We start from the raw sequence: 15,286 nt of genomic DNA, 5'->3' as shown, positions 1-15,286 counted from the left end.
GCTTTTGCAACCAAGTGAGAAACAATATGACCGATTGGAATACCTCAGATAGCCTGGCTTTATATAATGTTTCCCGCTGGGGAGCCGGCTATTTTGGCATTTCCGAGCAGGGTGATGTGACCGTTCGCGACACCCTTTCCGGGGCAGAAGTAAGCTTTGCCGATATTCTGCAGATGATTCAGGCACGTGGACTGGAATTACCGGTATTGATCCGTTTTCCACATATTTTGCGTCACAGAGTGGCCAGTCTGGTCGATAGCTTTGCCCGCGCCATTGATAATGAAGCCTATCAGGGGTGTTTCACCAGTGTTTATCCGATCAAGGTCAATCAGCAGCGTGAAGTAGTCGAAGCCATTGTGGCCGGACAGCGACAGGTGCTGGCAGGACATACCGGTCTGGAAGCGGGCAGTAAACCAGAACTTTTGGCTGTGCTGGCGATGTCCGAGCCGGGTAAATCCACGGTTATCTGTAACGGCTATAAAGATGAAGATTATATTCGCCTGGCACTGACTGGTGAGCGTCTGGGGCACAAGGTGTATATCGTTCTGGAGAAGTCCAGTGAGCTGAATGATGTATTGCGGGTTGCGGCTGAGTTGAAGGTGCAGCCGCGCATCGGGGTCAGGGCGCGTTTATCAACGGTCGGTAAGGGCAACTGGCAGGACAGTGGTGGGCTGAAATCCAAGTTCGGTCTTTCCGCCAGCGAAATTCTGAAAACCATCGAGATACTGCGTAGTCATGATCAGGTGCAGGCCTTTCAGTTACTGCATTTTCATCTGGGTAGCCAGATCGCCAATATTCAGGATATTCAGGTGGGACTGCGTGAGGCCGCCTGTTTTTATGCCCAGTTACGCTTGATGGGCATGCCTGTTGAGGTGGCCGATGTCGGTGGTGGACTGGGTATCGATTATGAAGGTACGGCATCCCGCAGTATCTGTTCGATGAACTACACGCTGGATGAATATGCCAAGCGTGTGGTGCAGGCTTTTAAAGAGGTCTCCCTTGAACACGATCTGCCACAACCCCACCTGATCAGTGAATCAGGCCGGGCGGTAACAGCGCATCATGCCGTGCTGGTCACCAATGTGATCGGTATAGAGCGCCAGGTAGTTCACAGTCTGACTGAGCCGGAGGCGCAGGATCACCAGTTGCTGCAACGCATCTGGCAGAACTACCAGGACGCCTTGGGCCGTGATCGCAGTCTCAGTGAGGTCTACCATGATCTGGTGACCCATAATCAGGATTTAAACCATGCCTTTACCCACGGTGATCTGAGCCTGATCGACCGTGCTTCCGGTGAGCAGATGATGCGGGCTACGGCACTCTACTTGATGCAGCGTCTGAATCCGGCTAAACGCCATCACAGTGCAATTCTGGATGAACTGAATGAGCAGATGGCGGATAAACTCTTTGCCAATTTCTCTCTGTTTCAGTCTCTCCCGGATGTCTGGGGAATTAATCAGATTTTCCCCATACTACCACTGCGCGATCTGGATAAATACCCGTCACGGCGTGGCGTGATCCGTGACATTACCTGTGACTCTGATGGCCGTATTGACCAGTATGTCGATGGTGAAGGGCTGGAAACCACGCTGCCTTATCCACCCATGGAAGTGGCTAATTCCTTGTTAGGTTTCTTTCTGGTCGGGGCCTATCAGGAAATACTGGGAGATCTGCACAATCTGTTTGGTGATACCGATGCCGCCAATGTTGAATTCAACCCAGCTGGTGGTGTAGATGTGAATCACATGCAGCGCGGTGATACCGTGGCTAAGGTGTTGCAGTATGTGAATTTCAATCCGGAAAAATTGCTGGAATCATTAAATCGTCAGGTGGCTGCTTCAAACCTGAGTGCGGCGGATAAAAGACAAACCATCCGTGAGCTGCGTATGGGTATGGATGATACCACCTATCTTGAGCAGCCTAATCTGTAGTACAGCAACCCCGTCATTTGTTGTACGGGTAACGCTTCAGCGCGTTGCCAGTACATCATGACAGGGTTTGTCGGATGTACGGGTGAAATCACTGAAGCCCTGTTGCCGTAGTAGAGTTTCAAGGGATTTTTCTTCAGTCCAGCGTGGATTCACCTCATAAAATACCGCTTTTGCCTGGTCCAGAATATTACTGGCAATTAAGGCGTCAAAAACCGTTTTTTCATAACCCTCTACATCCACTTTGATGATCAGATCAGTCTCTGTGGGTATCAAAGGGTGCAGTGCTTCAGGTCCGAGCAGCGAAATGGTCTCGGTTATTCCAAACCAGCGTGCTGGCTGAAACCATCCAGGTAGCTGGCGCAAGGATGCAGCGCCGCTGTGTCCTGGTTTTTTGGTGATCTTCGCCTTTCCGCTAACCAGGGACACGGCCGCCTGAATTGGATGGACATAATCCCTCATACCATTGATGGCGATGTTGGACTTTAATAACGCAAATGTTCGCGCCACGGGCTCAAACGCAATCGCTGTTTGGCAGTTCACATTAAGTCCCGCAAGAATCGAATAAAGCCCCTGATTGGCACCAATATCAACAAATACAAAAGATTGGTATTGATGCTGTAAATAGTCTGCCAGGAGGCGGTCATAGGATCCTTTGGTGCAGAAATGAAACGTGGCATCAAGCCGGTTCTTACGTAGCAAAATGCCATAGTCTGAACGTATATAGCCAGCAGGTGGTTCGACAGTTTTTTTATAAAATTCAGAGCGGCGGATCTGCCGTTGTTGGGCGGGTGTATCCAGGTATAGTAAGTCAGACATCGCGGTTCCTCTGGAAATTCGACTTAACCTAGCATTTTATTATTACAAGAGTTTTACAGGGTATTAGGTGCCGAATGTGTGGCATCATTTTGGTTTGGTGCCTTGCTGGGGTGGTAGTATCACTTTGGGGTGACACGCTTTTCGCCGTCCTGGCCGCTCGACTGCCGCCCTGACCGCCATGGATGGCGGAAATGCCGAAAATGCAGGAGCATTTTTCGGCCCAGGCGGCAGACGGTCACTCCAAAGTGATACCACCACCCCGCCGAACATTTGTGCCAGTCCAAACAAAAAACAGGAAGATCGAGATAAACTGCGTATTCATGGCATAAGTTTCGATATTTATATTTTTACTCTCAGTATGGCAAAGGGCCTAGAAAATACTGATTTCAAACCGGCTTTACGCTGGCACTCAGGTTTGAGAAGGGCTGATGGGATCGGATCTGTCTGACCCTGTGCGCCAGGGATGGCGCACCGGAGCCCCCAGGGATGGGTTCATGGTGTGTCAGACAGATCTGGCCCATTAGCCCCCCCCTCACCAAAAAAGTCCACAATGTTATCGGTGAAAAAATGTTCGATTATTCTCGGACAGCCTCCTGGCTATCAATACAGGGAGTCAAAAAACCTATAATGTTCCAGGGTTTTACAGGCTACATAATCACTGATTCGGTTTGTAGTTACCCATGTAATGGCATAACCTGAATAGTATGAGGTGGGTTAATAAAAAAGTTTTATTGAGCATTTGCGGTGATAGTTAAAGTGAAGAGTAGCCTGTTTCAAGAGCTGAGTCAGCGTATTAGTAACCTGCAACTTCAAGTGTTGCGTGGAGATGATGAGCAGGATGCCTTTAATCGGATGCTTGAACTATTCCTTGAGATTGGTGAAAGTCGCTTTGGATTTGTCGCCGAAGTGGCTGAGTCTTCACCTGGAAAAGAAGCCTTACGAATTCGGGCTATTACCAACCTGGCTACCACTCAAGAACTGCAAGCTATGTATATGGAGCTTATAAGCGGTGACCTGTTTTTTGAAGCGGGCCCAAACTTGATCGGTGAGCTGCTACGCACACGTCAAACTGTTATTGCTAATGATGTTATGACAGATGCTCGTAAAAATACGTTACCAGCCGGGCACCCATCCATTGACCGATTCATGGGAATACCGCTTATGCGGGGTAATGCTATGCTCGGCGTTGTAGGGTTGGCAAACCGTAAAACGCACTATGATGATGAGTTGATCAAAGTACTTGAACCGCTTCTCGTTACCTGTACAACGCTTTTAGAAGTGTACAGAGAAAGGCGCCAACGCCATGCGCATGAGCTTGCACTTGCTGAATCCCGACAGGATGTTGATTTGATGGCCGCCGCTTTCAGGTCAGCTCAGGATGGAATACTCATTACTGATCAAAAGGGAAAGATCCTTGAAGTAAATAATTCATTCTGCCGTGATTCCGGATATTCCCGAGAGTTATTGATTGGACAAAATCCACGTATGCTTCGTTCAGGGAAGCAGTCGCCGGATTTTTATAGGCTAATGTGGCAAACGCTGTCAAAAAAAGGGCAATGGGTCGGTGAACTCTGGAACCGGCGAAGATCGGGGGAAGAGTATGCCGTACGCTTGACTATCCGTGCTATAGCTGGCGATTCTAATGACATTTTGAGATATGTTGGTGTGAGCACTGACATTACTAATATAAAGAAGCATGAAGAAAAGTTGGCCTGGCTGGTATTTCATGATGAGAAGACTGGCTTACCAAATCTTCGATACATTACCAAGCAGCTTTCTGAGCAGATCAGATCATTAAAACCCAATGAAAAATTATGTGTGGCTTATTTAGATATTGATGAGTTTAAGTTGATCAATGAGCGCTATGGAATGGATTGCGGTGATCGCATTTTAAAGTTAGCGGGCGAAGCATTGCAGCAAGAACTATCTCCCAACGATCTGTTTGGCCGTCTCACGGGTGATGAGTTCATTGCCGTGTTGAAAAATACCAGTGAGCAAAATTTTGATCTTCAACTGGCGGCTATCAGTAATGCGGTCAACACTATCCAGAGTGAAGACTTTTTTCAGGCACTCACGGTTAGTATAGGTGCCACTGTCTATCCACAGTATAAAAGCCTGGATGCAGAGCAACTGATCAGACAGGCTGATCAAGCCATGTATCATGCCAAGTTGATGGGCGGTAATCTAATCCAGTATTTTGATCATTCTGATGAGAGAACGCAGGCGTTTCGTCATCAACAAGTGATTGAAATCCGTCAGGCACTCAATAACGAAGCCTTCGTTCTGTATTATCAGCCCAAAGTAAATATGCACACTCATGAAGTAGTGGGTGCTGAAGCGCTGATTCGTTGGCAGCACCCTGAACGTGGCTTGCTGACCCCCGGTGCTTTTCTCCCTATGATAGAAAATGATCCGGTAATAGAATCGATTGGGGCCTGGGTTCTGCACACGGCTCTTTGTCAGCTTTCTGTCTGGTCAAAAAAGGGTCAGAGAATTCCTGTCAGCATAAATATCAGCCCAAGAGAACTGCATAACCCTGAATTTATCAGCAATATTGCCAATGCTCTAGCGATGCATCCAGATGTGGAGCCAAATCTGCTCCAGCTGGAAGTGCTGGAAACTAGCGCACTGGAAGATATCGAACGGGTGTCGAAAGTGATCAATCAGTGTCGAAAATTTGGCATCGAGTTTGCGATAGACGATTTCGGAACTGGCTATTCGTCTCTTACTTATCTGAAACATTTACCTGTTAACGTCATTAAAATTGATCAAAGTTTTGTTCGTAACCTGACCCATGATCCTAGTGATCAGGCCATTCTCAAGAGTATTGTTGATTTAGCCAAGGTGTTGGGTCGTGATGTGATTGCTGAGGGTGTTGAAACCCAAGCGCATGTGGAGCTGCTTAAAACTCTTGGTTGCCACTTAGGCCAAGGCTATGCAATTGGTCACCCGATGTCCATCGGAGGGTATGAGAAGTGGTTGATGCAATGGCAGGAAGAGAATTATATGCATGGTAAGTAAAAACTCTAACAAAAATATGCCTCCTCCGACTCAAGCAAGCGAGCCGGAAGCATCCTGTGCGCAGATGCTACTTGAATCATCTGCGGAGCTACTGCCCACACCCAATGGGGTGGCACTGGCTATTATGGAAGCTTGGGAAAACGAAAACACGACTATTCAGCAAATTGCAAAATTGGTCCAAATGGACCCTTCACTCAGCGGTCGTATATTAAAACTGGCGAACTCCGCCGTGACGGGTCGCCGTCCTGTGGCGTCAGTGCCGGAGGCCATTGTTCGGGTTGGTATGCAGACTGTAGGTCAGCTTGCGGTAGCCTTTTCATTGATTGCCAATGAAAGCCCGATCAACAGTACTGAGTTCAATCATCAAAAGTACTGGACTCGATGCCTGCTAATGGCCGTGCTTTCACGCGGTCTTGCCAAGCAACTCAGGTAGCCCCCCTGATGATATCTTTGCCTGCGGGCTTCTCGCCCGAATTGGTGTGCTGGGATTAGCTTCAGTATATCCAGAGGCCTACTCTGACATTATCGCTACGTCATCTCAGGACATTGCCGCCCGGGAAAAAGAGACCTTTGGGATCGACCATAACGAACTGTCTGAAGCAATGATGCTGGATTTCTGTGTACCGCGTGCATTGGCAGAACCAACTCGTTACCATGAAGATCCAATCCAATCAGGTTTTGAACAGCAATCACGTCCTCATAATATAATGACACTGCTGCATCTGGCCTATCGTCTTTCCGAAGCGGCTGTTCGTGAAGATGGACGAATTACTACAAAGGCCTCTGTAATCAATGCGATATGCACTCAGCTGAAACTGCCGGAAGGCAGGATTGATATCATTTTCAATGAGGCGCTGGATGATTGGCGTGACTGGGCTGAAACTTTTCAGTTATCGACAGACAAGGTGCAAAATTATAAAAACCTGGACTTTGAACCAGGTGAACCTTCTAAACCACATAATGAATCTGTCACTCCCAGAGTTGAAAGGCTTTCCGCTGCCATTGTTTCAGACGCAGAAGTTTTTGACCTGTTGTCAGGAAAACTGAACCAGTTAGGCTTGCAAGCGGTGCATTGCGAGAAGGCTTCAGCGGCGATACAGTTAGCAATGAATAGACAAGCCAACGTTTTTTTCATATCCGAGAAGAATACGCAGTTTATAGACATGCTGCGAGGTGCCAAGGAATTTGACGCCAACTATATTTTTTTCGTGCTCGCTAAGACTGATACTGCACTCGAAGCTAAAGCCTACCTTGCTGGTGCTGATGATGTAATTACCGATGACATCCTGGTGACCCACCTTAAAGCCCGATTAAAACCTGCAATGCGGATGTTGAATCGCTATGAACGCTGGCGCAATGATCAGACAGAGTTGCGTCGTATTGCCAAAGAGCTCTCTCTGTCTCATCGACAACAGCAGTTACTGGCATTGACCGATCAGTTGACTGAGCTGCCTAACCGTCGGGCGGCAATGGAAGCACTCGATCAGGCCTGGAATGGAAGTATCAGAGCACAAACACCTTGTTCACTACTGATCCTCGATATCGATCACTTCAAAGATATCAATGATCATTACGGACATAATGTGGGTGATGAGGTACTGCGTGCTGTCGCTGCCATATTGAAAAAAAACGTTCGTCGTGAGGATACAATCGCTCGTATCGGTGGTGAGGAGTTTTTGTTAATCAGCCCTCATATGCCTATGCGGGACGGGCTTATTGCCGGAGAGCGGTTGCGTAAACAGCTGGAAAAAGCCAGGATCGATGCAGGTGGAAAAATCATTTGTATAACGATGAGTATCGGCATGGCTATACGGGAAGAAACCATGCGTCATGGCGAAGATTTTATGATCTCAGCCGACAAGGCACTTTATGCGGCTAAAAATGCCGGGCGTAACCGTATCGCTTTGAGTACTGATGGCCAAATACGTATGTTCAAAAATGACCAATAGATAAGGGTGATAGTTTTTACCCTTATCTCGCAAGCCATGCCTCCATTACGGTAGAATTATGCCTCTGTTTTGATGCGTAACTGGAGTACACCCGCTTTGACATCCCCGATTACATACCCTGATCTTCCTGTTTCCGCGCGTCGAGATGAAATTCTTGCAGCGATCCGTGACAACCAGGTGGTAGTGATAGCTGGGGAGACAGGTTCAGGTAAAACCACCCAAATTCCAAAAATGTGTCTAGAGTTGGGTTTAGGGTGTGCGGGTTTGATCGGTCATACCCAGCCACGGCGTTTGGCTGCACGAGCAGTGGCATCTCGTCTGGCGGAGGAACTAAATACCCCCCTGGGTGAAAGGGTTGGTTTTCAGGTACGTTTTCACGATCAGATCAGTGACAAGACCCAGATCAAGGTGATGACTGACGGTATCCTTCTGGCTGAGACGCAGAATGACCGTTTTATGGCAAAGTACGACGTGATCATCATAGATGAAGCGCACGAGCGCAGTCTGAATATCGATTTTCTCCTCGGCTACCTGAAAAACATCCTGCCGAAACGCCCGGATCTGAAGCTGATCATCACCTCAGCGACCATCGATCTGGCACGTTTTTCTGAGCATTTTGATAATGCCCCCATTATTGAAGTATCCGGACGCACCTTCCCGGTAGATGTTCTCTACCGCCCTGTGCATGAAATGGAAGTTGAAGACGAAAAAGCCCAGGATCTGCAGCAGGGGATATTGCAGGCGGTGGATGAGCTTATCGCTATAGATCGAAGCAAGCGCACCCAGGGGCCAGGCGATATTCTGGTGTTCTTGCCGGGCGAACGTGAAATCCGTGAAACCGCCGATACCCTGCGTAAAGCCGAGCTCAGGGATACGGAGATAATTCCTTTATATGCCCGCCTGTCACTGGCGGAACAGAACCGTGTGTTTCATGAACAGCGCGGTGCAGGTAGGCGTATTGTGTTGGCTACTAATGTGGCAGAAACCTCGCTGACGGTACCCGGTATTCGCTATGTTATCGATCCGGGGTTGGCGCGTATTTCCCGCTATAGCTACCGTTCTAAAGTGCAGCGTCTGCCGGTTGAGGCGGTGTCACAAGCCAGTGCCAATCAGCGTGCCGGTCGTTGCGGCCGGGTGGCGGCGGGTACCTGTATTCGCTTGTATGCGGAAGAGGATTTTAATAACCGTCCTGCCTTTACCGATGCCGAAATTCGCCGTACCAATCTGGCGGCCGTCATTCTGAGTATGTTGCAACTCAAGCTGGGCGATATAGGTCGGTTTCCGTTTGTAGATCCGCCAGATAGCCGCTTTATTAATGACGGTTTCAAGTTGCTGGAAGAGTTGGGTGCTGTGACCAAGCAGCGTCAGCTCACCGCTGTCGGACGGGATCTGGCGCGCTTGCCGGTTGATCCGCGTATCGGGCGCATGCTGGTCGAGGCTAACCGCTTAGGGGCGCTTACTGAGGTGCTGGTGATGGCCAGTGCCTGAGTGTGCAGGATCCGCGTGAGCGACCCATGGAGAAGCGTCAGGCGGCGGATGAAAAGCATAAAGCCTATGCCGATGATGACTCAGACTTCATCAGTCTGCTGAACCTGTGGAATCTCTATGAAGAGCAGCGTCAGGCGCTGAGTCAGGGGCAGTTGCGTAAATGGTGTCAGAAGCACTTTATCTCCTGGGTGCGCATGCGTGAATGGCGTGATCTGCATCGTCAGTTGCACCTGAGCTGTCGTGAGCTGAAGATGGTTGAAAACCGTGAAGTGGCGGACTACGCGGCGATCCATAAGTCGCTACTGGCCGGACTGCTGAGCCAGATTGGCTTTAAGCAGGAGAAGGGCGAGTATCTTGGTGCCCGCAACCGCCGTTTTTTTATCTTTCCCGGTTCTGGTTTGTTCAAGAAAAATCCCAAATGGATTATGGCCGCCGAGATGCTGGAAACCAGCAAGCTGTTTGCGCATCAGGTGGCTAAAATTGAACCAGAATGGATCGAAGCACCCGCCGCGCATCTGATCAAAAAAACCTGGATGGAACCGCATTGGGAGAAAAAACGCGCGCAGGTGGTGGCGACTGAGCAGGTCAGCCTGTATGGCTTGATTATCGTCCCCAAGCGCAAGGTGCATTATGGTGCGATTGATCCGAAGCTCAGCCATGAGCTGTTTATTCGTTGCGGTCTGGTTGAGGGTGAGTATGCTACCCAGGCAGCGTTTTTTCAGCACAACCGGGCTTTGTTGGACAGTGTTGAAACTCTGGAGGCCAAATCCAGACGCCGTGATCTATTAGTAGATGAAGAGACCCTGGCTGACTTCTACCTGCAGCGTTTTGCCGAGCTGAATGGCAGTCATCTGGTCAATGGCAAAGGCTTTGAACACTGGCGTAAACAGATTGAGAAGGACAATGCTCAGGCATTGTTTATGCAGGAAGCCGATATTCTGCAGCGCTCCGCCGCGCATGTCACCCAGGCCGATTATCCGGATCAGTTGCTGCATGAAGGGCTGAAATTACCGCTAAGTTACCATTTTGAACCGGGTGCCGAGGATGATGGCGTCACCCTCGAATTACCCTTGCCGCTGCTCAAGTCCTTGCCCTTGGCGCGCCTGGAGTGGCTGGTGCCGGGTATGCTGGCGGATAAATGCACCGCCATACTACGTGGACTACCTAAAGCGATACGCAAGAACTACGTGCCTGTTCCCAATTATGTCGAAGCCTTCTGTGAGGCGGCCAGCTTTGCCGAGGGTGATCTGTACGAGGCGCTGGCGCAACGCTTATTGCGTATGACCGGGGTGCGGGTCGGGGCCGAAGTGTTCCGTGGCGTACCATTGGAAGACCATCACCGCATGAACTTGCGTCTACTGGATGATAAGGGTGAAGTTTTGGCCAGCGGGCGCGACTGGGATAGCTTAAACCGGCGTTTCTCCAAACAGGCCGAGCAGGCACTGCAACAGGCCTCACCGAGTCAGAGCTGGGGGCGCAAAGGACTAACCCAATGGGATTTTCAGGAACTGCCAGAGAGCGTCAAGTTGCGTCAGGCCGGTGGTATTCAGGTTGAAGCCTATCCGGTGCTGATTGATCAGCGCACCTGTGTCGATCTTCAAGTGGTCAGTCGTCATTTCGAAGCTCAGGCACAAAATCCGCGCGGCGTGGCGCGACTGCTGATGCTGATGCTGCCTGACCCGGTGCGCTATGCCCGCAAGCAGTTGCGTAATTTGCCTAAATCCGTGTTGCTGAGTAACAAGCGCTTCGATGCCAAACAGCTTGAGGATGAGCTGCTGCTCTGTGCTATTTTACGTTGTGCGGGCTTGGTACAAGACTTTACGGCAGGCTCTTTGCCGCGCAATCGCAAGGCCTTTGAGACGCTCATTCCTCAGGTAAAGGCGGGTTTATGTGATCAGGCTGTGGCACTGGATGATTGGGTATTCAAGCAGCATTCAACGCTACATGCCATCAACAAACGCCTGCAGGGCAAGATTAACCTGCAGGCCGTGCCTGTATTAAATGATATCAAGCAGCAACTGAACCAGTTGTTTATGCCGAACTACCTTACCCAGGCGCCAGGTAACTGGCTGGAGCACTATCCGCGTTATTTACAGGCGATAGAGATACGCCTGGATAAATACCCGCGCGACCTGCGCCAGCAATGCCTATGGTCTGAGCAGTTACAAGCGCTGTGGCAGGCCTGGAGCCATAAACTGACAGAACAGCAGAACCGTGATGCTGTACAACCCGAGCTGTTGGAATACCGTTGGTTGCTTGAGGAGTACCGTGTATCACTGTTTGCTCAGCAGTTGGGTACCAGGCAGACGGTATCGGAGAAACGCTTGAAGCAGTGGTTTGCCGCGTTACAGTGATTCAATGCATCAAATGCATACTGACACAGATCAATAGAATTGTGATAGCGTCTGTATTGGCAAGGCAAAGTAAGAGAAAAGCTTGTCAAATCATCTCGCTGTGTTATCCTAACGACAATTTACACGGGTTCAGCAATTTGCTGTTTTTTGGTTAAAAAGCTTGCAAAAAACTGTTCTCGTGTGCTGTAATTGTACAAGTTAAGGTGTTGGATTCAGAAAGTGTTCCTAAGTTGTTGATTTGGCTAGTAGCTAAATAAAACAGCTCAGAAAAACAGACTGAGTTTTCATCTGGCAGATGCTGACCGTAGCAAAAAAGTTAATTTTTCGGCTTCACAGGTTTGCAATTATCTGCTTTTATAGTATTTTTGGGGCTGCATCATTGACGATGCTCCTTGAAAAAATAAAGCAACTACTAGTATGTTGAACGTTGAAGGGGAAAACTAAATGAAAAAGTCACTTATCGCTCTGGCTGTCGCTGGCGCTCTGACTGTTCCTGCTATCGCATCTGCTGATGCAACGCTATACGGCTGGATGACTATGGCTGTTGATAAAGCCAAAGACAGCAAGCTTGATGTCAATACTGACGGTAACTCACCTTCACGTATTGGTCTGAAAGGCACTGCAGACACTGGTATCGACGGTCTGACTGCTCTGTATCAGTATGAGTTTGCTGTAAACCAGACTAATGGTGAGCGTGCACTCAATACTCGTCTGGCCAATGTTGGTCTGACTGGCGATTGGGGTACAGTGCTGGCTGGTACTCAGTGGGCTCCGCATTACAGCTGGGTAACTGCTACTACTGACGTTATGCTGTCAAGTGTTGTGGGTCCAACTCACTCTACTGATACTGTTTACCGTGTAGACAATTCAATGGCTTACGTTTCACCTGATCTTAGTGGCCTGCAGTTGGCTGCCGCTTTTGCTGGAAGCTCAGCTAATGATGATACGAATGGCGATTGGTACCACGTAGCAGCTAAATACAGCGTTGGTGGTTTCTACGCAGCTCTGTCTCACATCGATTTCAATGCAGATGCGCTTGAAACTGCTGTAGGTGATGATGTAACTGCCTTGGCTCTGTCTTACAGCTTCGGTGCAGCTACTATCGCTGGTGTTTACTCTGACCTGAGCAAATCTACTGGTGAAGACTACAATCCTTGGGATCTGTCTGCTACCTATGCTCTGACTGATGCGACTACTCTGAAAGCTGCTTACGCAGACTTCGATGGTGATGGCAAAGGTTACGGCGTTGAAGTACAGCACGACCTGAGCAACATGGTTAACACCTTCGTTGGTTACGGTCATGCTAACTCTGAACTGCGCGACAGCGGCAACGCTAACAGCGTATTCAGCACCGGTATCCGCGTTAAGTTCTAATCGATCTTAAAACGTATATCCAGAAAAAGGCTCCCTCGGGAGCCTTTTTGCGTTGTGTAGAGCCCACTCTGTGGGCGAAAAAATCTGTAAGAGCTCGCTTCGCGAGCGAACCCAATCGCCCGAAGACCGGGCTCCCACAAAAAAACCTCCCCTGTAGGAGCTCGCTCCGCGAGCGATTCTCTTTTCGCTTCGAAACCTGGCCTCCCACAAAAAACCTACTCTGTAGGAGCTCACTCTGTGAGCGATTCTCTTCGCTCAGAGGCTATGCTCCTATAAGAAGCTGCTGCGATTTAATTGGATTTTTAAATTGATCTGGATCAATTATCTATGCAAAACATCAAATTTGGCTGTTTTTAGGAAAAGCTCCTATACCCATGCAAAAATAATGTAATTAGACTGGATTTATCAGATAGGCCAAGGACTGGCTGCAAGCTTCAGGAAAAGAAGCTATCTGGTAACAAGTCCACTTTTCTGGTCCTTAAGTGGCGGCTGAACAAGGATGATTCAGTGACGAGAGGGGAACTAGCAAGGATGCGAAGTGAACCTCTCAACTTCTTATGCAATATAATCCCACCTGTGTAGGTGCTCGCTTCGCGAGCGAACCCAATCGTCCGAAGATCGGGCTCCCACAAAAAACTACCCTGTAGGAGCTCACTCTGTGAGCGATTCTCTTCGCTCAGAGGCTATGCTCCTATAAGAAGCTGCTGCGATTTAATTGGATTTTTGAATTGATCTGGATCAATTGTGGTTACAAAAGCATCAATTTTGGCTGTTTTTAGGAAAAACTCCTATACACATGCAATATTAATGTGATTAAGCTGGAATAATCAGATAGGCCAAGGACTGGCTGCAAGCTTCAGGAGAAGAAGCTATCTGGTAACAAGTCCACTTTTTCTGGTCCTTAAGTGGCGGCTGAACAAGGATGATTCAGTGACGAGAGGGGAACTAGCAAGGATGCGAAGCGAACCTCTCAACTTCTTGTGCAATATAATCGCACCTGTCTAGGATCTCGCTCTGCGAGCGAGAAAATCGCTCGGAGACCGAGCTCCCACAGGCCGAGCTCCTACAGCCAAGCTTCCACAGGTCAAGCTTAGCCATATCTACTTTAGAATTTCATTCATCAACCCATTCGGATACATACTAGTTGAACTAGCCATGGATTGGCTTTGTAACTCAAGGAGTGAGACTACATGACTTATCACGATAAAAGCTATAAGCGTTTTTTCTCAGATCCAGTGATGGTAAGAGACTTGTTGATGGGATTTATCCATGAAGACTGGGTTGAAAACCTCGATTTCAGTACTTTGGAAACCGTTAAAAATCAGTTTGTAACAGATGATTTTCGTCAGCGTGAAGACGATATTATTTGGCGGGTCCAGAGTAGTGATGGTTGGGTTTATGTGTATTTGCTCATTGAGTTTCAAAGCAGTATAGATCGTTATATGGCTGTGCGTATGATGAATTATGTTTCTCTGCTTTATCAGGAGCTAATTCGTCAAAAGCAATTTACTCCCAGTGGTAAGTTGCCGCCGGTTTTTCCGATTGTTCTCTACAACGGTGAACGTCGCTGGAATGCTGAGTTGGATATTAAGGGCTTGATTCAGGAGATCAGTGGCAGTTTAAATCGCTATACTCCAAGCATGCGCTACATGATTTTAGATGAGGGGCAGTGGGTAGCCGAACAACCGGAATCAACAATACATGCAAACCTTGTTAAAGCGCTTTTTCGGATGGAGTACAGCCAAAGCCCTGAGTCATTAGCATTTTTAGTGGCTAATCTGGCTGAATGGTCGGAACATCATCCAAGGCTAAAAAAAGTGTTTCTTGGTTGGCTAAAGCGCGTATTGTTGCCGAATCGTTTTCCAGGTGTAGAATTAGATGAGATCAATGATTTGTATGAGGTGAAGGATATGTTAGCAGAACGAGTCAAAAATTGGACTGAAGAGTGGAAAGCGAAGGGTTTAGAGCAGGGCTTGGAACAAGGTCTGGAACAAGGTCTGGAACAAGGTCTGGAACAAGGTCTGGAACAAGGTGTTGCGTTAACTCGAATACAGATTGCTAAAAAAATGCTATTGCAAGGTTTGAGCGATAAATTAATAATCGATGTTACTGATTTATCCGTTAACGAGTTGCAAGGCCTTAAAGAACAGCTGTGATTTAATCCAATTTTCAAATGGATCCTGATTGATTTTCAGGTCCCTGTACACCTACAGGCGGGTAGGCCAGCTTCCCACAACAAAATCCCATCTGTGTAGGAGCTCGCTCTGCGAGCGAATAAGATCGCTCGGAGACCGAGCTCCTACAGACCGAGCTCCCACGGACCGAGCTCCCACGGACCGAGCTCCCACGGACC

Annotated in this window: 8 protein-coding genes and 1 pseudogene; 8 read left to right on the top strand and 1 reads right to left on the bottom strand. The window is 48.6% G+C overall.

Going from position 1 to position 15,286, the window contains the following annotated elements; translation table 11 throughout:
* Positions 1-26: 26 nt before the first annotated feature.
* Entirely contained in the window at positions 27-1,931 is a 1,905-nt protein-coding gene (speA, locus tag LH51_RS10755) for a biosynthetic arginine decarboxylase (RefSeq protein WP_036522171.1), read from the top strand.
* A gap of 36 nt (positions 1,932-1,967) precedes the next feature.
* Here speA and LH51_RS10750 read toward each other — a convergent pair whose 3' ends face one another.
* Positions 1,968-2,747 (bottom strand): FkbM family methyltransferase, encoded by a 780-nt coding sequence (locus LH51_RS10750; RefSeq protein ID WP_052063676.1) that lies wholly within the window; start codon positions 2,745-2,747, stop codon positions 1,968-1,970.
* 178 nt (positions 2,748-2,925) lie between these two features.
* Here LH51_RS10750 and LH51_RS10745 point away from each other — a divergent pair, with 178 nt between their 5' ends.
* From LH51_RS10745 to LH51_RS10715, 7 genes and pseudogenes are all read left to right on the top strand, one after another.
* On the top strand, positions 2,926-3,195 hold the full coding sequence (locus LH51_RS10745) for a hypothetical protein (protein WP_036522169.1): 270 nt from the start codon (positions 2,926-2,928) through the stop codon (positions 3,193-3,195).
* A 308-nt stretch (positions 3,196-3,503) separates the two neighbouring features.
* Positions 3,504-5,768: a putative bifunctional diguanylate cyclase/phosphodiesterase gene (locus LH51_RS10740; RefSeq protein ID WP_144244250.1), complete on the top strand. Its 2,265-nt coding sequence runs from the start codon at positions 3,504-3,506 to the stop codon at positions 5,766-5,768.
* Positions 5,758-6,201 carry an HDOD domain-containing protein gene (locus LH51_RS23585; RefSeq protein WP_036522168.1) on the top strand — a complete coding sequence of 148 codons (444 nt, stop codon included), beginning with the start codon at positions 5,758-5,760 and terminating at the stop codon, positions 6,199-6,201. The genes LH51_RS10740 and LH51_RS23585 overlap by 11 nt, the downstream gene beginning before the upstream one ends.
* Positions 6,182-7,717 carry a sensor domain-containing diguanylate cyclase gene (locus LH51_RS23580; RefSeq protein ID WP_081960778.1) on the top strand — a complete coding sequence of 512 codons (1,536 nt, stop codon included), beginning with the start codon at positions 6,182-6,184 and terminating at the stop codon, positions 7,715-7,717. Before LH51_RS23585 ends, LH51_RS23580 begins: the two co-directional genes overlap by 20 nt.
* Positions 7,718-7,789: 72 nt before the next feature.
* A pseudogene (gene hrpA, locus LH51_RS24770) lies at positions 7,790-11,559 on the top strand (ATP-dependent RNA helicase HrpA).
* 444 nt (positions 11,560-12,003) lie between these two features.
* Positions 12,004-12,933 carry a porin gene (locus tag LH51_RS10720; RefSeq protein ID WP_036522165.1) on the top strand — a complete coding sequence of 310 codons (930 nt, stop codon included), beginning with the start codon at positions 12,004-12,006 and terminating at the stop codon, positions 12,931-12,933.
* Between the two features lie 1,190 nt (positions 12,934-14,123).
* Positions 14,124-15,089 (top strand): Rpn family recombination-promoting nuclease/putative transposase, encoded by a 966-nt coding sequence (locus LH51_RS10715; protein WP_036522164.1) that lies wholly within the window; start codon positions 14,124-14,126, stop codon positions 15,087-15,089.
* The last annotated feature ends 197 nt before the right edge of the window (positions 15,090-15,286 follow it).

The sequence above is a fragment of the Nitrincola sp. A-D6 genome (assembly GCF_000764495.1).
Taxonomy (GTDB): Bacteria; Pseudomonadota; Gammaproteobacteria; order Pseudomonadales; family Balneatricaceae; genus Nitrincola.
Note: the sequence above shows the minus strand (reverse complement) of the source record. Positions and strands in the feature narration are given on the sequence as shown.